Genomic DNA, 21,226 nt, shown 5'->3' with positions numbered 1-21,226 from the left:
TAGAGATTACATGGTCTTAATGAAACCTTCCCAGTTTCAAACTTTATCGATAACTGTGATTTTCACTAAGAATACTTCGATGTCTTTTTATTAATCCAATAGACGTCTAAACCAATTAATAGCACAACTCTAATTACAAGTCTTATATTTTAATATTTTGTTAATTATTATTTCTTTTAATCAATTTTTAGACATTATTTGTACTTTTGTCGAAAAACAAACATAAACTAAATATATGTCGAATTTAACTAAAGACGAATTCGTAAAAAACCAAATCATCGAAGCTGCTAAAACGGTATTTAAAAACTACGGTTATAATAAGGCCAATATGGCACTAATCGCAGAAGCTAGTGGAAAAGGTAGAAGCACACTCTATTATTACTATAAAAATAAAGAGGATGTTTTTAAAGCATTTATGGTTGATTTTCACAAACCACTATTAAAGAGTTATAAATCTAAACTTTCTAGTAATAATAGCTTAGAAACAAATCTTTCCATATATGCCAACGAACAAATCATTCATATCAAAAGTGGTGTAGAAACCTACAAAGCCATACTAAATGATTTAAGAGAAGGTGAAGATTTTATATCATCTTTAGCCGTTCAATTACGTGAGCAAGACATGGACGTCATAAAAAACTGTCTCATATGGGCTATAGAAAATAATGAAATAAAAACGCTAGATGATGAACATATTAATTTCTTGGCAACTGTTATTATAAATACCACCGAAAACACTAAAAAAGAATATTTTATTTACGAGTCTTTTAAAAGCGATATCCTAACAAAAATAAAGTGGATTAACAATCTGCTTATACAATCATTAAAAATCAAATAAGCAAAAATGATGACTAAACATTTTTTATACACCTTGCTCTTTGGACTCTTAATAGTGTCTTGTGGAGAAGAACAAACAAGCAAATCAATTAATCCTATAGCCGTAAATATTGTAAATATAACACAGGACAATGGTGTAGATAGTAATTCCGAAAAATTTCCTGGTATTATTAAACCTATAAAAACAGCCAATGTTAGTTTTCAAGTTGCAGGAGATATCACAAAACTACCGGTTAATTTGGGCGACTATGTAAAAAAAGGACAACTTATCGCTGCCATAGACCCTTCAATATACAATGCACAATATGAAGCTAATAAAGCGCAAGCCAACCTAGCTAAAGAAAACTTTACAAGAATAAATAATGTGTTTCAAAAAGGGAGTATTGCCGAAATACGAATGCTAGAAGCAAAATCTAATTACGAACAAGCACAATCGGCTTTGAATGCAGCAAGCAAAAATGTAAACCATACCAAATTAACAGCACCTTTTAGCGGTTATATCAGCAACAAATTAATGGAATCTGGCGATGTGGCTTCACCAGGAAGACCTATTGTAGAATTGGTAGATTTAAGTAAAGTACAAGCCATCATTTCCTTATCAGACCATGAAATCAACAATTATAAAACAGGTAGTAAAGCAAATATTTATGTCCCAACATTAAACCAAACATTTTCAGGCACTTTAACCGAAATTGCCGTACAATCCGAAAGCCAAACCCCTGTTTATACTGCTAAAATCACGGTAAACAATCCTGATTTAATTTTAAAACCAGGAATGACCTGTACTAATATTATTGAAGATAAAATTAACACGGTAAGCGATACTTCAAAGCAAACTTTTAAACTTCCTATAGATGTGGTTTCCATAACCAACGAAGGTCAAAATTTTGTTTATGTAGTCAATACCGAAAACCAAACAGCACAACGCAAAATCGTGGAAATAGGTAAACTCTATAACGATGGTATAGAAATTAAAAGTGGCCTTGCTATTGGAGATAAAGTTATTACTTCTGGCTACCACAAACTAACAAACAATACACCCATTAAAATTTTAACAAAATAAAAGATGAAACAAAAAGGTTCACTTATTGAATGGGGAATGAAAAACACCGCTTTCCCTGTAGCGCTAGCTGTGGTGTTTTTTTGTATTGGTATTTTGGGCTTAGTTAATATGTCTAGAAACGAGTTTCCAGATTTTACCATACGTACAGGACTTGTTGTTGGTGTATATCCTGGAGCAAGTTCTGAAGAGGTTGAAGCACAACTCACCACAAAATTAGAAGAATATTTATTTAGCTATAATGAAATAGACAAAGCAAAAACGTACTCGTATTCGCAAGATGGTATGAGCTATATTTATGTTGAAATTGCAAATAGAGTTGATAAATATGAAACACAGCAATTTTGGAACAGATTAAAAAACGATTTATTTGTTTTTCAGCAAACGTCCTTACCACCAGAAGTTAGAGGCGTTATAGTTAATAGCGATTTTGGTAACACTGCTGCCATGATTTTAACGGTAGAATCTAAAGACAGACCGTATAAAGATTTACAACTGCATGCCGAAGAAATTATAGACGATTTACGTGGCATTGAGGAAATGGCTAAAATTAGCTATTCCGGAAGTATAACTGAGCAAATTGCAGTCTACGTAGACCAAAATAAACTCGCAGAATATGCCATAAGTCCGGGCATGTTAATGCAAAGTTTAAATGCGCAAGGTGCTATTAATGCTGCAGGAGATTTAGAATCGGAAACCATAGATTATCCTATTCATATTAATCCATCATTTAATAATATTGCAGATATTTCGCAACACATTCTTGCTTCAGATGACAACGGAAATGTGGTTCGTGTTAGCGATATTGCTGACGTAAAACGCGAATATAATGAGCCAGATTCTTACATTCAAAGCAACGGCACCCGAAGTATTATTATTACTTTAGAAATGGCCAAAGGCAACAATATTGTTCAATTTGGTGATGAGATTGAAGAACATATATCCAAAATAAAAGAAGACTTACCGCAAGACATTAACATCAATGTTATTGCGGACCAACCAGAAGCTGTACACCATTCTATAGCGCATTTTATGAAAGAGTTTGGTTACGCACTTATGGGCGTTATATTGGTATGTATGTTGTTACTACCGTTCCGTGTCGCGTCACTAGCTGCAGCAACGATTCCTATTACCATTGCCTCTACTTTGGCAGTGATGTATTTATTAAATATGGAATTAAACACCGTTACCCTAGCTGCTTTAATTGTGGTTTTAGGTATTGTGGTAGACGACCCAATTGTGGTTATTGATAATTATATTGAAAAACTAGATGAAGGTAAATCCCGTTGGAAAGCCGCTTTAGAAAGTGCTACCGAATTGTTTCCATCTGTATTCACTGCAACCTTAGCGATTTCGGCAACATTTTTCCCACTAATGTTTTTTATGAGTGGTACAGCAAAAGACTTTTTAAGTACCTTCCCATGGACGATATCTATAGCCTTATTCTTATCGTTAACCATTTCTGTGTTGTTGGTGCCGCATTTAAATACCGTTTTTATTAAAAAAGGATTGCATGCTAATAAAAAAGAAGGGGAAGAACACAAAAAATCGATGCTAGACCGCATTCAAAATTTCTTTAACAGTACGGTAAATAGAGCTATGAAGCATTACCGAATTACAGTTATAGCAGGTGTACTTTCTATTGTTTTAGGTTTGTTTTTATTCTCAAATGTAAGTCAAGAATTATTTCCAATAGTGGAAAGAAATCAATTTGCAGTAGAAGTTAACCTAAATAAATCTAGCAACTTAGAAGAAACCGCTAAAGTTGTTAACGAATTTGAAAAAGTATTAGCTAATGATGATCGCGTGGTTAACTACACCAGTTTTATAGGCGAAAGTTCACCAAGATTCCATATGGTTTATGCGCCTAATTTACCAGCAAAAAACTATGCTCAAATTCTAGTTACAACAACTTCTGATGATGCTACAGAAGAAGTTTTAAGAGATTACGACGAAAAATATGCTGATATGTTTCCGAATGCATATTTACGGATGAAGCAATTAAACATGGTGGGTAAACCTGCACCAATTGAAATTAAATTATATGGTGAGGATATTGCTGAACTGAATAAATACGGAGATTCTATTATAAATCTTGCCAGACAAACCCCTCAAACCATTTGGTCTCGAACCGATTTTGGTGAAGTGTATAATAAAGTTGGCATAAAACTAAAAGAACAACAACTGGCACAAGCTGGCTTAACAAAACAAGATGTCGCCAATACCATTGCAATGAATACGGAAGGCCTACACGCCACACAAATTTTCGATGACAGCTATGCAATAAACGTAAAAGTAAAGTCTAAAACCAATAAGGCCGAAACCATTTCAGAGCTCAATCAACTTTCTGTTATTGTTCCGGCTACTGGTAAGAGCATTCCATTAAACCAGGTGGCAGATATAAAAGCAAACTGGGGACAAGAGCGTATTGTTAGACAAAATGGATTACGTTGTTTAACCGTTAGAGTTGATATTGAAAAAGGTGCTGTTGCCAACGTGGTTTTAGATAAAATTAAACCAAAATTAGAAACACTTAACCTTCCTGAACATATTAAGGTAGATTTTGGTGGTGAGTTTGAAATGGCTCAAGAAAATCTGCTTCCTATGGGAGTGTCTTTAATGGTTAGTGTTATCATTATCGTTCTCATTTTAATTTGGCATTTTAAATCAGTTAAGCATGCGGTTTTAAGTTTTATAACTATGCCATTAAGTATTTTAGGTGCAGCACTCGGACTTCTTTTAATGCAATATCCTTTTGGATTTACATCGTTCTTAGGCATTTTAGCCTTGTGTGGAATTGTTGTTAGAAATGGAATCATTTTAATAGACTATGCAGATGAGCTTCATCGCCACCATGGTAAAACCTTTAGAGAAGCTGCCATTTTATCGGCAGAGCGTAGAATGCGGCCTATATTTTTAACCTCAGCTGCTGCAGCTGTAGGTGTAACTCCTATGATTATTAGTCGCTCTAGTCTTTGGGGACCACTCGGAACGGTTATTGCATTTGGCTTACTGGTTTCTATGGTATTAACCCTTTATGTCTTACCGATTTTGTATTGGTTATTTTTTAGAGCAGATGAAGATAAAGTAGAAGAACAAGAACACAACATTTAATATCATGATGAACACCTATAAATCAGCATATTTCACAGCGAGCTTTTTTCTTATTTTCTTGTTGAGCATCACCACTATAAATGCCCAAGAAAAACAATTAAAACTAGAGGAATTAAAAAAGAAAGCACTGCAATATAGCAGAAGTATTAAAAACGATTCGCTTTTAATAAAAAGAGCCGAATTTGTAAAACAAGAAGCATTTCATAATTATTTCCCTGAAGTATCTGCCAGTGCATTTGCGGTGCAGGCATTTGATTATTTGGTACCTGAAATTCCAACGTATTTACCAAATGGCATAGAGAATTTATATTCTGTAAGTGCTACGGCAACACAAGCCGTTTACGCTGGTGGAAAAGTTAGAATTGGTAACGAACTTGCCGAATTACAACTGGAAGCTAGAAAAATTGGTCATGAAACAGCGGTTGATTCTGTGATGCTTAATACCGAATTAAAATTTTGGCAATTAATACAAATACAAGAACAACAAAAAGTTTTGAATGCCGGAAAAACCTATGTCAATGAGCTTTTAAAACAGCAACAAGATTTATTAGATGCAGGACTCATTTCTAAAAGCCAACTATTACAAGTAAAGGTTGAAAAAAGTAATATTCTGGCTAACGAATTAGAACTTTCTAACTTAAGAAAAATTGCCCTTTTAGATTTAGCACTGTATGTTGGCATACCTTTCGACACTACGATGGTTGCTTCTAGCACAATAACAAAAGACAACTTTTCAGCTTCAATTTTAAGCAACAATTTAAATATAGATTTAGAAAGCAACAACCTCTATCAGTTATCAGAAAAGCAAGTGAGTGCGGCACAATTAGAAATAAAAAACGAAAAATCTAACTTATTACCACAAGTTGCAATAGGTATTAATGCTGCAAAAGTGGGCACATTTAACAATGCTTTTAACATGGATGTTCAACCAATTGCTTTTGGGACAGTAACCATTCCTATTTCGGCATTTTGGGGCAAAGAAAAAAAACGAATTCACCAAAAAGAAGTGGATTTACAAATTGCCGAAAATAATTTATTGGATATAGAAGACCAATTAACCAAATACATTACTAAAAATTGGTACGATTTACAAACAGCAAATAAACGCATACAATTTGCCAAAGATAAGCTCGATTTTTCTACCGAAAATTTAGAAGCACAACGCGATAACTACAACAACGGTTTAAATAATTTATCAGATTTATTAGATGCCAGACAAGCCAAAGAAGAAGCCGAATCTGATGTTGTGAATGCCATAGCTAATTTTAAACAAAAAGAAGCAACATACTTGTATAGTATCAACCAAATAGAAATTCCAGATTTAGATTAATAGCAAAATTAAAACCAGCAAAAAGGCTAAAACCAGTTTTAATTTCACTGTTTTTAGCTTTTTTTATTTCAAAAATGATACTTGATTTAAATAAGCGATACTGTTAACTATTGAATCTATAAAACGTGAAAATTCCATCTTTTAAATAACTTCAAAAATTCTCTAAAAAAACCCATTGCTTATATCAAAGACTTTGTTTACTTTAGTTCTTATGACAGAGGAAGCTATAGAAAAAGAAAATAAAGCCATCGCAAAAGCTTATAAAGAGCTACTAAAAGTAAGTTACCAAACTTTAACGGATGACGATAAGAAATTAATTCGTCACGCCTTTGAAGTAGCTGTTGACGCTCATAAAGATCAACGACGTAAATCTGGAGAAGCTTATATTTTTCACCCTATTGCAGTAGCAAAAATTGTGGCGCAAGAAATTGGTATGGATGCCACATCTATTGCAGCCGCTTTATTACATGATGTGGTAGAGGATAGTCCGGATTACACCATAGATGATATGGAACAATTATTTGGAGAAACAGTAGCCAGAATTGTAGATGGACTCACAAAAATTTCTTCGTTAAAAAAAGACATGGACGTGTCTCTTCAAGCAGAGAATTTTAGAAAAATGCTATTAACTTTAAATGACGATGTTAGAGTTATTATTATAAAAATAGCAGATCGTTTGCATAATATGCAGACTATGGATTCTATGCGCGCAGACAAGCAAGTGAAAATAGCTTCAGAAACCCTTTACATTTATGCACCACTAGCTCATAGAATTGGGCTTTATAATATTAAAACCGAATTAGAAGATTTAGGTCTTAAATATACAGAACCAGAGGTCTACAATGACATTTTAGCAAAAATAAAAGAAAGTAAAGAAGATCAAGATGCTTACATAAAAGCATTTTCAAAAGTAATTGACGACTCTCTTACCAAGGAAGGTCTTCATTATGAAATAAAAGGACGTCCTAAATCTATTTTTAGTATTCGTAGAAAAATGGTAAAACAAGGTGTCGCCTTTGAAGAAGTCTATGATAAGTTTGCCGTAAGAATTATATATAAATCAGATTTAGCAAATGAAAAATTCTTAGCTTGGAAAATTTATTCCATTGTTACAGATCACTTCACTCCTAACCCAATTAGATTAAGAGATTGGATTTCGTCTCCTAAATCTACCGGTTACGAAGCACTACATATTACTGTAGTTGGCCCTAAAAGTCGTTGGGTAGAGGTTCAAATTAGAAGTGAACGCATGAATGAAATTGCTGAAAAAGGATATGCGGCGCACTATAAATATAAAAATGCCGATGCAAAAGAAGATAATCTAGACCTATGGATTAATCGTTTGCAAGAGGCTTTAGAAAATCACGAAACAGACGCTGTAGATTTTGTAGAACAATTTAAACTCAATTTATACTCTAAAGAAATATTTGTTTTTTCTCCTAAAGGTGATTTAAAATCTTTACCAAAAGGTGCAACACCATTAGATTTTGCTTTTAGTGTTCATACAGAAGTTGGTCTAAAAACTAGAGGAGCAAAAGTTAACGGTAAGTTGGTTCCTTTAAGCACCGAATTAAAAAGTGGTGACAGAGTAGAAATTCTAACCTCAGACAATGCAAAACCAAATGCCAATTGGTTAGATTATGCAACCACTGCAAGAGCCAGAAGTAAAATAAAATCTGCATTAAATGAAGATACCAAAATTATAGCTGCAGAAGGTAAAGAAATATTAAGACGAAAATTAAAACAACTTAAAATTAACTTAAACGAAAGCTCTGTAAATGATTTGGTAAGTTATTTTAAACTAAACACCTCATTAGATTTATTCTATCGTGTAGGAATAGGTACTATAGACAATACAAAATTAAAAGCCTTTGCATCGTCTCGTAGCAATGCTCTTGTAAGTTATTTTAAAAATAAAATTTACAAACCCACACAACCAAAAGATATACATAAAGAAGAAATTACTTCTAAGTATGATATGTTGGTGTTTGGCAAAGAAGAAGAAAAGCTAAATTATACTTTAGCCAATTGTTGTAATCCTATACCTGGAGATAAAGTTTTTGGCTTTTTAACCATTAATGATGGAATTAAAATTCATAAGAAAAACTGCCCTAATGCAGTAAGCTTACAATCTAACTATGCGTATAGAATTTTACAAGCAAAATGGATAGATTCATCGCAACAAGTATACACATCACAACTTAAATTATCTGGCATAGATGATATGGGACTTGTAAACCACATTACTAAGCTAATATCAGAAAACATGCATGTTAACATGAAAAGTCTAAGTTTTTCTAGTGATGATGGTGTTTTTACTGGAAGAATTACCGTAGATGTACAAAATCAAACCATGCTTAAAAAATTAATTGATAACCTAAAAAAAATTAATGGTATAGATAAAGTTTCTAGAGTATGATGCCTTTTTTATACCTTTAAAAAAGTTATTAAAAGCATGTTCATTTCTTTCTTTCTTAATCCTTATTTTTTTTAATTCATTTCATGTAAAAATTACTTAAATTTGCATCGTAATTATGAATATAACAAAAGAAGAAAGTAATCAGGAAATAGTAAAACGTGTATTTACTCAATTCCTTGAAGACAAAGGTCATAGAAAAACGCCTGAGCGTTATGCTATACTTCAAGAAATTTACGACAGTGAAGAGCACTTTGATATAGAATCACTTTATATCAAAATGAAAAACAAAAACTATCGTGTAAGTAGAGCAACACTTTATAACACTATAGAGTTACTACTAGAATGTGCATTAGTCCGAAAACATCAATTTGGGCAAAGTCAGGCACATTACGAAAAATCATATTTCGATAAAAACCACGATCATGTTATTTTAACAGATACTGGCGAAGTAATTGAATTCTGTGACCCACGTATTCAATCTATTAAGAAAACCATAGAAGAGGTTTTTAATATTCAAATAACTAATCATTCACTATACTTTTACGGCAATCGTAAAAAAGAAGACTAATAAAATATATAATGGCAGTAGATTTACTACTTGGACTACAATGGGGAGACGAAGGCAAAGGAAAAATTGTTGATGTATTTACCTCTAAATACGATATTATTGCACGTTTTCAAGGAGGACCAAATGCAGGTCACACTTTGGTTTTTAACGGTAAAAAACATGTGTTACACACTATTCCTTCTGGTATTTTTCACGAAGGTAAAGTAAACCTTGTAGGTAATGGTGTTGTTATAGATCCTGTTATTTTTAAAAAAGAACTAGATAAATTAGAAGAACAAAATATAGATTACAGAAAATCGCTTTGTATTTCTAGAAAAGCACATATAATTTTACCAACGCATCGTTTGTTAGATGCTGCCAGTGAAGCTTCCAAAGGAAAAGCTAAAATAGGTTCTACATTGAAAGGTATTGGCCCAACATATATGGACAAAACTGGAAGAAACGGAATTAGAGTTGGCGATATAGAATTATCCGATTGGAAAGATAAATACAGAGCCTTAGCTGATAAGCATGAAGCAATGATTGCTTTTTACGATGTAGATATTCAATACGACCTAAAGGAATTAGAAACTGATTTCTTTGAAGCTATTGAAACGTTAAAGAGTTTAAAATTCATAGATTCTGAAGAATATGTTCACCAAGCACAACAATCTGGTAAATCTATATTAGCAGAAGGTGCTCAAGGTTCTTTATTAGATATTGATTTTGGTACCTACCCATTTGTAACGTCATCTAATACAACTGCTGCAGGCGCTTGTACTGGTTTAGGTGTTGCGCCTAACCAAATTGGTGAAGTCTTCGGGATATTTAAAGCGTATACTACACGTGTTGGTTCAGGTCCTTTCCCTACTGAATTATTTGATAAGGATGGCGAAACTATGGCTAAAGTTGGTAACGAATTTGGTGCAACAACAGGCCGCCCAAGGCGTTGTGGTTGGTTAGATTTAGTAGCTTTACGTTATGCTTGCCAAGTTAATGGTGTTACACAATTAATAATGATGAAAGGTGATGTATTGTCTGGTTTTAAAACCTTAAAAGTGTGTACATCTTACAATTATAAAGGTGAAACTATTACACATTTACCATATAACATAGAAGAAGAAAACGTTACTCCTATTTATACAGAAATAAATGGTTGGGATGCTGATTTAACTGGTATGACAGAAGCATCAGAATTACCAGATAATTTAAATGCTTATGTAGAATTCTTAGAAAAAGAATTAAACATTCCTATTACAATTGTATCTGTAGGACCAGATAGAAAGCAAACTATTATTCGTAAAACGGTTTAGATTTTTAACATATTTTTTCTGTTAAAAAAAACGTTAACATATACCAATGCAAATCTTTTAAGTGTTATTTTGTAAAATATATGACTTTGAAACGTTTTAAAAATCTAATCTTTTTTGTTTGTTTTACTGCAGTAACCTTTGGTTTTGCTCAAGAAAAACAAAAAATAACCGTAGAATATTCAGGTAATACATCAACAGCACCAGACATTGAGGATGGTGCTTTAGTTTTCCTTAGAGATAAATCTCAACAAGTTCATTTTATACATAAAGGCGTCAATGTTTGGTGTGATAAAGCTATTTATTACGAAGACCAAGATTATCTTGAAGCCTTTAGTAACGTTATTATGAAACAAGGTGACACTATAAACATGGTCGCCAAGTATGTTGAATATAGTGGTAAAACACAACTAGCTTTTGCAAGAGGTGATGTGGTTTTAACAGAACCTCAATCTACACTAAAAACAGATACACTTCATTTTGATAGAGTAAAACAACAAGCCTATTATAACACAGGTGGTACAGTCGTTAGAGATTCTTCTGGTACCATTACTAGTAAAATTGGTCGCTACTACATGGCTGCAAGTAAATATCAATTTGTAAAAGATGTTGTACTTGTCAATCCTCAGTACACATTAAACACAGAACGTTTAGACTTTTTTACGGAAAATGGCCATGCTTACCTTTTTGGTCCATCAACTATTACTGGCGAAACAAGTAAGGTGTATTGCGAACGTGGTTTTTATGACACCAATAATAACGTTGGAAATTTTCAACGAAATGCCAGAATTGATTACGACAACCGAACCGTAGAAGGTGATAGTTTATATTTTGACCGCAATAAAAGTTTTGCCTCAGCCACCAATAATATAACGGTTACCGATACATTAAATAAAAGTATCGTTAGAGGTCATTATGCAGAAGTTTGGCGCGCAAAAGATTCAGTTTTTATTACCAAACGTGCGGTAGCTATTACGGTTCAAGAACAAGATTCAGTTTATATACATGCAGACACTTTAATGATAACAGGTAAGGAACCTAACCGCATTACCAGAGCTTTTTATAATGTAAAGTTATTTAAAAGTAATATGGCTGGTAAAGCAGATTCTATTCATGTTGATCATAAAAAAGGACTAACTCAATTAATTAATCTAAGTAAATTTAGCTCTACAGACGCCTTTGCAACTAAGCGAAAACCTGTTCTATGGAATGTTGGCAACCAAATGACAGGTGACACCATTCACCTAATTTCTAATGTAGTTACAGAAAAACTAGACTCTTTAAAGGTATTTGAAAATGCTTTTATAGTAAGTAAAGACACCTTGAGTGAAGATGGATATAATCAAATAAAAGGAAAACGCCTAATTGGTTTATTCAGAGATAATGAACTCTACAATGTAGATATTATAAAGAATGCTGAAGTTATATATTATCTAAGAAATGATAAAAATGAACTTGTTGGAATTGATAAATCTAAATCTGGTAGTATTAATATTCAAATTGAAAATAAAGAAATTGTAGAAACACGTTTTATACTTCAAACTGATGCTGAATTATTTCCAGAATCAGAATTTCCAAAAAACGGTAGGCGTTTAAGAGGATTTGATTGGCGTGGTGAAGAACGACCTTTATCTGTAGAAGATTTATTTAAAGATGATCCACCTCTCAATTTACCAATAATTAAAGGTTTAGATGATTACGTTCCATCTGAAGAATTTATTGATGATACTGTTACAGAACGTATTGAAGAAGCAGGTAAGGCTGTACCGAAAAAGGAGAATAAAGCCGCTAGAAATTTACCAAAACCTACTACTGCGTTACCACTCAGTAAAACGGATAGTATAGCGCCAATTCAACAAGTTAAAAAAACCTTGAAAACAAATGCACCTAATGCTTTAACTAAAGAAGCAAAAGAAGAGGTAAAAAAAGTGGTTGAAAAAGAAGATAAATAATTGAAAAACGATTTTATAAAATACCAAGCGCAAACGACACCACATCCTTTAGCGATGGAAATTAGTCACGCCAAAGGTTCTTATATTTTCGATACTCATAACAAAGCCTATCTCGATTTTGTTGCAGGCGTTTCAGCTTGTAGTCTAGGCCATTCGCACCCAAAAGTCGTTGATGCTGTAAAAGCGCAATTAGACCAATATCTCCATGTTATGGTTTACGGAGAATATGTGCAACAACCAGCTGTAGATTTAGCAAAACTAATAGCAAAGCACTTACCAAAACCATTAAAATCTACATACCTAGTAAATTCTGGAACCGAAGCCATTGAAGGTAGCATTAAACTGGCAAGACGTTACACAGGGCGTTCAGAAATTATTGCCGCACATAACGCATATCACGGAAATACAATGGGCTCATTGAGTCTAATGGATTACGAAGAACGTAAAAAACCGTTTTTACCATTAATACCAGATGTAAAACATATAACATTTAACTTAGAAAGTGATATAGCCAAAATAACAGAAAATACAGCTGCCGTTATTTTAGAAACCATTCAAGGAGGTGCTGGTTTTATAGAACCCACAAATAATTATTTGTCAAAAATTCAAAAACGATGTAACCAAGTTGGAGCGGTTTTTATTTTAGATGAAATACAACCAGGAATAGGTAGAACAGGCAAATTATTTGGCTTTCAAAATTACAATTGTCAACCAGATATTGTAGTAACAGGCAAAGGTTTAGGCGGTGGTTTACCCATTGGTGCATTTACAGCATCTAGAGAAATGATGGCTACTTTAAGTGATAACCCTAAACTAGGACACATTACTACTTTTGGCGGTAATCCTGTAATTGCTGCTGCAGCTTTAGCCACTTTAAAAGAGATTACAGAGACTAATCTTATTACTGAAACTTTAGAAAAAGAACAATTAATACGTCAACAACTTCAACATAAACGCATCACTGAAATTAGAGGAAGAGGTTTAATGCTAGCAGCTTTTACAGAAAATGCTGAGTTAACAAACCATGTAATTTTAGAAGCACAGAAGCAAGGCTTAATATTATTTTGGTTACTTTTTGAACCCAAAGCCATCAGAATTACGCCTCCTTTAACAATTTCTAATGACGAAATAATTAAAGGTTGTAAAATTATCACTTCCGTATTAGATAAAATTTAACCATTTCACAGAGCATAATTTACACTAATAGTCAGAATTTGAAGCATTTTTTAATATAGTATTTTATCAATGTTAACTACTTTGTTAAAAACAATACTTAAAAATTCTATCTTGTTTTAAGTATAAATGTAATTTTATTCCACTGAACTATTAATCCTTTTATGCAATACAGTCGCGACGACGAAAACTTATCCCTCACTCGATTTGAATCGATGTTAAAGACTAATGATATTTTATTCTTTGACTCTAACGAGTTTGAAAATATAATTCATTACTACCTAGAGAATGGCAAAATAGCCTTATCTAAACGCGCTATAAAGTTAGGTTTAGAGCAACACCCAAGCTCAATAAACTTAAGACTATTTCAAGTAGAAATTTTTGTCATTGAAAATAAGTTCAGCGAAGCGGACGAATTATTAGATCAACTTCATAATTTAGAACCTACCAATGAAGAAATTTTTATTCAGAAAGCAAATGTATTATCTAAACAAGATGAACACCAAAAAGCAATAGACACTTTACTTATTGCTATTGAAATGTCTAACACACCTGAAGACGATGCGGATTTATATGCATTAGTTGGTATGGAATATTTGTTTTTAGATAAATTTAATAAAGCCATTATATTCTTTAAAAAATGCCTTGAATGTGATGTTTCTGATTATTCAGCGTTGCATAACCTTATTTATTGTTACGATTTTCTAAATCTTAATACAGAAGCCATTGAGTTCCTTAATCTCTTTATTGACAAAAACCCATATTGCGAAGTAGCTTGGCACCAATTAGGAAGACAATATTTTGCCATAAATGATTTTGCTAAAGCCAATGCTGCCTTTGATTTTGCCATTATTTCTGATGACACATTTGTTGGTGCTTATATTGAAAAAGGTAAGGTTTTAGAAAAACTTAAAAAATATGAAGAAGCTATAGAAAACTATAAAATCACTTTGGCCTTAGAAGACCCAACATCATTTGCGCTATTACGCATAGGTAAATGTTACTCTAAACTAGGACAAGATGATTTAGCGATTCAGTTTTTAAAAAAAACCATCGATGAAGACCCTTTATTAGATAAAGGGTGGATTGCAATTACTAAGTTTTATATGAAACGTTTAGACTATCATAACGCCAATGATTATATAAGACGTGCTGTAGCTGTTGACGGCGATAATGTTGTTTACTGGAAATTATATGCAACTGTAAACAAACGTTTAAATTTCTTAGAAGAAGCAGAACAGGCTTATAAACGCACTTTAGAATTAGGGAATTATGAATTAGATACTTGGTTAAATAGAACTGATATTTTAGTTTCACTAGGTGAATACCAAGCTGCTATTTTTAATTTACTTCAAGCAACAGAGTTTTACCCTGAAAATGCAGAGATAGAATACCGTTTAGCAGGCCTTTATTTTACAGTACATCAATCTGAAGAAGGACGTTTTCATCTTAAAAATGCAACACGTCTTAATATCGATTATAGCTTTATTGTTTCAGAATTATTTCCACAACTTACAGATAGACCTATGATTAAGGCTATTATTTCAGATGGTAAAAAGTCATCGAACTAAAAAAAACCATACCTTAGCAGTCATATATAAGACACAAAATGCAAAGACGTTTAATAGATTACTTAGCCATCACTTTAAAAGGTATTGCTATGGGAGCAGCAGATGTCGTTCCTGGTGTTTCTGGCGGAACCATAGCTTTTATCTCTGGTATTTATGAAGAACTACTAGAAAGCATAGACAAGATAAACCTTGGTATTTTAAAAGTTTGGAAAAAAGAAGGTTTTAAAAGAGCATGGCACTCTATAAATGGTAATTTCTTACTCGCTTTATTCTCTGGTATTGCCATTAGTATATTATCCTTAGCTAAATTAATTAAATGGTTATTACATCACAAGCCTATTTTACTTTGGTCTTTCTTTTTTGGACTAGTACTTGCAAGTATTCTTTACATCGCCAAACAGATTAAAGGTTGGTCGCCAAAAGTTATTATTGCAATAATTATCACTTCTGTTTTATCATATTATATCACATTAGCAGAACCGTTTGCATCACCAGATAGTCCTTTTTATCTTTTATTTTGTGGTTTTATTGCCATAATAGCTATGATTTTACCTGGTGTTTCTGGTGCATTTATATTATTAATTTTAGGTGCTTACCAAACTGCAATTGATACTATAAATAACTTAAGAGATGGTGTTTTAAATGGTAATATGGAATTATTTAAAGACGCCTTTTTAAAATTTATATTGCTTGCCGTTGGTGCTGTAGTTGGTTTAAAAGTTTTTTCTAAAGCTTTAAACTGGATGTTTAAACATCAAAAAAATCTAACCTTAGGCATATTAACTGGTTTTATGATTGGGTCACTAAATAAAATTTGGCCTTGGAAAGAAGTTTTAAAAACACGTATTAATTCTGAAGGTGAAATAGTCACGCTATTAGACCGCAGTATTTTACCTACATCTTATGTTGGCGACAATCAATTGGTAATGGCTATTGTATTAATTGTTATAGGTTTTGGTGCTATACTTCTTATAGAAACATTAGGAAAAGGAAAAGATAAAGCATAATGCAAAGCACTAGAAGCTTTAAAGACCGTTTATTCCTGGTTATTAAAGGTTTGGCTATGGGAGCAGCCAACAAAGTACCAGGCGTTTCTGGAGGTGTTGTTGCTTTTGTGGCTGGCTTCTACGAGGAGTTTATTTATTCGCTACAACGTGTTAATAAAAAAGCATTTGGTCTTTTAATTAATGGTCGCTTTAAAAGTTTTTTTCAATATATCAATGGTAAGTTTTTGAGCTTATTATTCTTAGGAATGATAATAAGCTACTTCAGTATTTCTAAAATTTTAGATTACCTCATTGTAAATTACCAACTCTACGTTTGGAGTACCTTTTTTGGTATGATAGTCGGTTCTATATACTATTTAAGCAAAGATTTTAAAGAATGGAGCCGAACAACTGTTATTGCCTTAATTGTTGGTTCAATTGCAGGCCTAAGTATTAGTTTCTTGGATCCTGCAAAAGAAAACGACAATTTATTCTTTGTCTTCTTTTGTGGAATCATTAGTGTTTCTGGTATGACACTTCCTGGCTTTTCAGGTTCATTTATTCTTATACTTCTTGGTAATTACGTATTGCTATTAGTAGACTCTGTTAACGCCTTATTTGACACTATGGTAGATATGCTTAACGGTAATTTTGAATTTACACAGAATGAATCTCGTGTAAGATTATTAAAAGTTTTAGTAGTTTTTACTTTAGGTTCTGTAGCTGGTTTAGTGACCTTTTCTCATATTCTAAATTACATTCTTAAACACTACAAAAATATAACGCTGGCAACCATAATGGGTTTTATTATAGGCTCACTTGGCGTTGTATGGCCTTGGAAAGAAACTATATATAAAACCAATATTGATGGTTCATTACTTTTAGATTCTAGAGGAAAACATATTATTGCCAACTACAAACGCTTTTTACCCGAATTTAACAGTCAAACTTATATTGCAATTGTTTATATTGCTCTAGGAATTCTCATAGTTTTAGGATTAGAATGGTATGGAAAACGCACAAGACAACAAAAAATATAAATTTGGATTATTAGGAAGAGACATCTCCTACTCGTTCTCTAGAGGTTACTTTGCTAAGAAATTTGAGAATGAAAATTTGCCTCATTCTTATGTAAATTTCGATTTACAAACTATTGAAGAATTAAAGACAATTATAAAAAATACTCATAATCTAAAAGGTATCAACGTAACTATTCCTTACAAAGAACAAGTTATTCCTTTATTAGACAAATTAAATAAAACAGCTAAAGAAATTGGCGCTGTTAACACTATAAGGTTTACAAAAAAAAATAAATTAGTCGGCTACAATACAGATTTCTACGGTTTTAAAAACTCATTGCAACCACATATACAAGCACACCATAAAAAAGCATTAATTCTGGGTACAGGAGGCGCCTCTAAAGCAATTGCTTATGCGCTAAAAAAATTAAAAATTCAGTTCGATTTTGTATCTCGATCACACAAAAAAGGTGTTACATTTTCGTATTCAGATTTAACGGAAGCAATTGTGTCAGAATATACTATTATAATAAATTGTACACCAATTGGCACATTTCCTAACGTCGAAGCATGTCCTGATATTCCTTATAAAGGACTTACAAAATATCATATTTTATATGATTTAATATATAATCCCGAACAAACCAAATTCTTAAATCATGGTTTCATAAAAGGTGCTACTACTATAAATGGTTTAGAAATGCTAAAATTACAAGCAGAAAAATCTTGGGAAATATGGCATAAGTCATAAAATATAAGCTCTAGAAGCAATTCCTTTGTAATTCTAACAGTTGTTAGTATCTTTAACTCCTATAAAAAACTTGACATATGTCTCAGAATGATAACCTGCAAGAAGCAGACGGAAAAAACGAAGTAGAATCTACAAATACTACTCCAATAGAAAAAACAACACAACCTGCTGCTGAAGAAGCTAAAGCGGAAACAGAAGCTGCAATAGAAAATATTGAAGCGGAAACTGAAGTTACTGCAACTGAAACTACAAAAGAAGAACACGTAGACGAAATTGAAGCTTCAAACGCAGAAGATGCAGAAGATGAATCTAATGCTGAGCGTCATGATGTTGAAGAAAAAGATTACCACGCTATGTCTATGGATGAGTTGGTAACTGAATTCAATCGTTTATTAAAGCATCATAAAGTTCAGACTATTTCTAAAAACATCAATGAAATTAAGTCAGAGTTCAATGCTAAATTCAGCGAACTGTTAGAAGAAAAAAAGGAAGAATTTATTGCAGATGGTGGTGTAGAGATGGATTTTTACTACTCTAACGATACCAAAAAGCTCTTTAATTCGCTTTATAAAGAATACAAACAATCTATAAACGCCTATTACAATGAGCGTGAGCAAAATCTAAAACTAAATTTAGAAAATAGATTACAAATAATAGAAGATATTAAAGGTTTACTCAGCGTTGAAGAAAACATGGGTACAACTTATAAAACCTTTAAAGAATTACAAGAAAAATGGCGTAATGCTGGTCCAATTCCTAGAGACAAGTATAATAATGCTTGGAATACATACCACCATCATGTAGAGCGTTTTTATGATTTCTTACATCTCAATAACGATTTGAGAGATATGGATTTTAAACATAATTACGATCAAAAAATAAAAATTATAGAACGTGCTGAAGAGTTAGCACAAGATGAAAATACCAACCGTTCATTTAGAGAATTACAAGTTTTGCACAAAATGTGGAAAGAAGAACTTGGGCCTGTAAGTAAAGAACATAGAGAAGTTATTTGGGAACGTTTTAGTAATGCAACCAAAGCTATACATGATAAGCGCCAAGCATACTTTGCCGACATGGACAAAGCTCATGAAAAAAATCTTGAACGTAAGGAAGAAATTATTGCGCAAATTTCTGCAATTGCTGAAGACAAAAGCAACTCTCACAGTGCTTGGCAGAAAAAAATAAAGGAAATTGAAGCATTAAGAGAGGCCTTCTTTAAAGCCGGAAAAGTACCAATTAAGGTTAACGAAGCAACTTGGGCAAAGTTTAAAGATGCTGTTAGAACCTTTAATAGAGGAAAAAATAGTTTTTATAAAGACCTAAAGAAAGACCAATACGAAAATCTTAAAAAGAAAAAAGAATTAATTCAAATTGCAGAAGACAATAAGGATAGTGACGATTTTAAGACAGTTACACCTTTGATGAAGAAAATTCAAAATGACTGGAAAAAAATAGGCCACGTACCAAGACGCGATAGTGATAAAATTTGGAAGCAATTTAAAAATGCATGTAACCACTATTTTGATAAAATGCATGCAGCAAGAAAAGCAGAAGACCAACATCTATTTGATGCTTTTGACAAAAAAGTGAAGCTATTAGATGCCTTAAAAGCCATGGAACTTACTGAAGACCCTAAAGCTGATATTGATGTTTTAAAAGCCAAAATTTCTGAATGGAAAGCTATAGGACACGTACCACAAAGCAAACGATATATTGATGGTAAATTCTATAAAGCTATTGATGACGCGTTTGATAAACTTAAAATGGATAAAGCTAAATTAGAGATGATTAAGTTTGACAGTAAACTGGAAAACTTAGCTAACCCTGATGATACAAGATTACTTGATAACGAGTATAACTTTATCAAAAAACGTATGAGTGAGATTAAATCTGAAATTAATCAATTAGAAAACAACTTACAGTTTTTCTCTAATGTAAAAGCAGACAATCCACTTGTAAAAGATGTACACAAAAATATTGCAAACCACAAAAAAGAATTAGAAACTTGGAAAGCAAAATTGTCTAAAGTTAAAGGCATGTACAAATAAAAATTACAACATTATAAAATTCAAAACCCATCTGCCTCAACAGATGGGTTTTGCCCTAACTAAACTAAATTTAACCTTAATTACAACCGCTTAAAATAATAATTAAGATTTCCTACTAAGAAATAAAAGCGTTTGGCTTTTATATATAGTAGTTACGTTGAACAATTACGTTTGGATGTTTAGATAATACTTTTTAGATAACTTTAACACTTATAAAAAAAGTCAGAATATTCTAAATTTTTGAATAAGAGAACCCTCTAATTTATTAAGAACGACAGGTTTTAATTTGAAGAGATTTTTTTATAAAGACTTAGCTTCTTCCCAAAACACATCCATTTCTGCAAGCGACATGTCTTTTAATGATTTATTTAATTCTTTAGCTTTAGATTCTAGATACTGAAAGCGTTTAATAAATTTTTTGTTAGTACGCTCTAAAGCGTTTTCTGGATTAACTTTAAGGAAACGCGCATAATTAATCATTGAGAATAAAACGTCACCAAATTCACTTTCAATAGTATCTTGATCACCTTTTACTATTTCAACTTTTAGTTCTGCTAGCTCCTCTTCTACTTTAGCAAAAACCTGTTCTGGCGCTTCCCAATCAAATCCTACACCTGCTACTTTTTCTTGTATTCTACTAGCTTTTACCATTGCTGGTAAACTTTTAGGAACACCTTCTAAAACGCTATCCTTACCTTCTTTAAGTTTTAATGCTTCCCAATTACGTTTTACATCTTCTTCGTCCTTAACCACAACATCACTGTAAATATGTGGATGACGATTTATTAATTTATCACAAATACTATTACAAACATCTGCAATATCAAATTGGTTAGTTTCGCTTCCTATTTTAGAATAAAAAACAATATGAAGTAATACATCACCCAATTCCTTTTTAACCTCATCTAAATCATTGTCTAAAATGGCATCACCTAGTTCGTACACTTCCTCAATGGTAAGATGTCGTAAGGTTTCCATGGTCTGCTTTTTATCCCAAGGACATTGTTCACGCAACTCATCCATGATAATTAACAAACGCTCAAAGGCTTTTAATTGGGCTGTTTTATCAGACATATTAAGTAGTAAAAATTACGTCACTTCGAGTA

At 32.5% G+C, this 21,226-nt stretch carries 15 protein-coding genes; 14 read left to right on the top strand and 1 reads right to left on the bottom strand.

All coding sequences use genetic code 11. The features are described from left to right. Positions 1-235: 235 nt before the first annotated feature. The 14 genes from GN138_RS06850 (at position 236) to GN138_RS06785 (ending at position 20,120) form a co-directional block, all read left to right on the top strand. Positions 236-838, top strand: a complete 603-nt coding sequence (locus GN138_RS06850) for a TetR/AcrR family transcriptional regulator (RefSeq protein ID WP_157363052.1) — start codon at positions 236-238, stop codon at positions 836-838. Positions 839-844: 6 nt separating this feature from the next. Next, the gene (locus GN138_RS06845; RefSeq protein WP_157363051.1) at positions 845-1,900 is read left to right on the top strand and encodes an efflux RND transporter periplasmic adaptor subunit; all 1,056 of its coding nucleotides are present in this window, start codon (positions 845-847) and stop codon (positions 1,898-1,900) included. Positions 1,901-1,903: 3 nt separating this feature from the next. Continuing rightward, a complete protein-coding gene (locus GN138_RS06840; RefSeq protein WP_157363050.1) occupies positions 1,904-5,011 on the top strand; it encodes an efflux RND transporter permease subunit in 3,108 nt (1,035 codons plus the stop codon). Between the two features lie 4 nt (positions 5,012-5,015). Next, positions 5,016-6,341, top strand: a complete 1,326-nt coding sequence (locus GN138_RS06835; protein ID WP_231743047.1) for a TolC family protein — start codon at positions 5,016-5,018, stop codon at positions 6,339-6,341. 211 nt (positions 6,342-6,552) lie between these two features. Then, positions 6,553-8,760 (top strand): RelA/SpoT family protein, encoded by a 2,208-nt coding sequence (locus tag GN138_RS06830; protein ID WP_157363049.1) that lies wholly within the window; start codon positions 6,553-6,555, stop codon positions 8,758-8,760. A 115-nt stretch (positions 8,761-8,875) separates the two neighbouring features. Continuing rightward, on the top strand, positions 8,876-9,328 hold the full coding sequence (locus GN138_RS06825) for a Fur family transcriptional regulator (protein WP_157363048.1): 453 nt from the start codon (positions 8,876-8,878) through the stop codon (positions 9,326-9,328). Between the two features lie 11 nt (positions 9,329-9,339). Further along, positions 9,340-10,620, top strand: a complete 1,281-nt coding sequence (locus GN138_RS06820) for an adenylosuccinate synthase (protein WP_157363047.1) — start codon at positions 9,340-9,342, stop codon at positions 10,618-10,620. 86 nt (positions 10,621-10,706) lie between these two features. Next, positions 10,707-12,569 carry an OstA-like protein gene (locus GN138_RS06815; protein ID WP_394366119.1) on the top strand — a complete coding sequence of 621 codons (1,863 nt, stop codon included), beginning with the start codon at positions 10,707-10,709 and terminating at the stop codon, positions 12,567-12,569. After that, entirely contained in the window at positions 12,570-13,745 is a 1,176-nt protein-coding gene (locus GN138_RS06810) for an aspartate aminotransferase family protein (protein WP_157363045.1), read from the top strand. It begins immediately after the preceding gene. Positions 13,746-13,906: 161 nt separating this feature from the next. Then, positions 13,907-15,313, top strand: coding sequence for a tetratricopeptide repeat protein (locus tag GN138_RS06805; protein ID WP_157363044.1), 1,407 nt, complete (start codon positions 13,907-13,909; stop codon positions 15,311-15,313). Positions 15,314-15,351: 38 nt separating this feature from the next. Beyond that, positions 15,352-16,320: a DUF368 domain-containing protein gene (locus GN138_RS06800; protein ID WP_157363043.1), complete on the top strand. Its 969-nt coding sequence runs from the start codon at positions 15,352-15,354 to the stop codon at positions 16,318-16,320. Further along, entirely contained in the window at positions 16,320-17,339 is a 1,020-nt protein-coding gene (locus GN138_RS06795; RefSeq protein WP_157363042.1) for a DUF368 domain-containing protein, read from the top strand. Before GN138_RS06800 ends, GN138_RS06795 begins: the two co-directional genes overlap by 1 nt. Next, the gene (locus GN138_RS06790) at positions 17,308-18,069 is read left to right on the top strand and encodes a shikimate dehydrogenase family protein (RefSeq protein ID WP_157363041.1); all 762 of its coding nucleotides are present in this window, start codon (positions 17,308-17,310) and stop codon (positions 18,067-18,069) included. Before GN138_RS06795 ends, GN138_RS06790 begins: the two co-directional genes overlap by 32 nt. A gap of 77 nt (positions 18,070-18,146) precedes the next feature. Next, the gene (locus tag GN138_RS06785; protein WP_157363040.1) at positions 18,147-20,120 is read left to right on the top strand and encodes a DUF349 domain-containing protein; all 1,974 of its coding nucleotides are present in this window, start codon (positions 18,147-18,149) and stop codon (positions 20,118-20,120) included. A 300-nt stretch (positions 20,121-20,420) separates the two neighbouring features. On the opposite strand, the gene mazG is transcribed toward GN138_RS06785, so the two are convergent. Beyond that, a complete protein-coding gene (gene mazG, locus GN138_RS06780) occupies positions 20,421-21,194 on the bottom strand; it encodes a nucleoside triphosphate pyrophosphohydrolase (RefSeq protein WP_157363039.1) in 774 nt (257 codons plus the stop codon). Between the last annotated feature and the right edge of the window lie 32 nt (positions 21,195-21,226).

This window comes from Winogradskyella endarachnes (genome assembly GCF_009741275.1).
Classification (GTDB): Bacteria; Bacteroidota; Bacteroidia; order Flavobacteriales; family Flavobacteriaceae; genus Winogradskyella; species Winogradskyella endarachnes.
This window is presented reverse-complemented; position numbering and strand designations above follow the sequence as displayed.

Coding starts and splice junctions, on each gene's coding strand:
- GN138_RS06790 (WP_157363041.1), top strand. CDS start 17,308: ATGGAAAACGCACAAGACAACAAAAAATATAAATTTGGATTATTAGGA.
- GN138_RS06845 (WP_157363051.1), top strand. CDS start 845: ATGATGACTAAACATTTTTTATACACCTTGCTCTTTGGACTCTTAATA.
- GN138_RS06785 (WP_157363040.1), top strand. CDS start 18,147: ATGTCTCAGAATGATAACCTGCAAGAAGCAGACGGAAAAAACGAAGTA.
- GN138_RS06795 (WP_157363042.1), top strand. CDS start 16,320: ATGCAAAGCACTAGAAGCTTTAAAGACCGTTTATTCCTGGTTATTAAA.
- GN138_RS06805 (WP_157363044.1), top strand. CDS start 13,907: ATGCAATACAGTCGCGACGACGAAAACTTATCCCTCACTCGATTTGAA.
- GN138_RS06850 (WP_157363052.1), top strand. CDS start 236: ATGTCGAATTTAACTAAAGACGAATTCGTAAAAAACCAAATCATCGAA.
- GN138_RS06825 (WP_157363048.1), top strand. CDS start 8,876: ATGAATATAACAAAAGAAGAAAGTAATCAGGAAATAGTAAAACGTGTA.
- GN138_RS06800 (WP_157363043.1), top strand. CDS start 15,352: ATGCAAAGACGTTTAATAGATTACTTAGCCATCACTTTAAAAGGTATT.
- GN138_RS06840 (WP_157363050.1), top strand. CDS start 1,904: ATGAAACAAAAAGGTTCACTTATTGAATGGGGAATGAAAAACACCGCT.
- mazG (WP_157363039.1), bottom strand. CDS start 21,194: ATGTCTGATAAAACAGCCCAATTAAAAGCCTTTGAGCGTTTGTTAATT.
- GN138_RS06820 (WP_157363047.1), top strand. CDS start 9,340: ATGGCAGTAGATTTACTACTTGGACTACAATGGGGAGACGAAGGCAAA.
- GN138_RS06830 (WP_157363049.1), top strand. CDS start 6,553: ATGACAGAGGAAGCTATAGAAAAAGAAAATAAAGCCATCGCAAAAGCT.
- GN138_RS06835 (WP_231743047.1), top strand. CDS start 5,016: ATGATGAACACCTATAAATCAGCATATTTCACAGCGAGCTTTTTTCTT.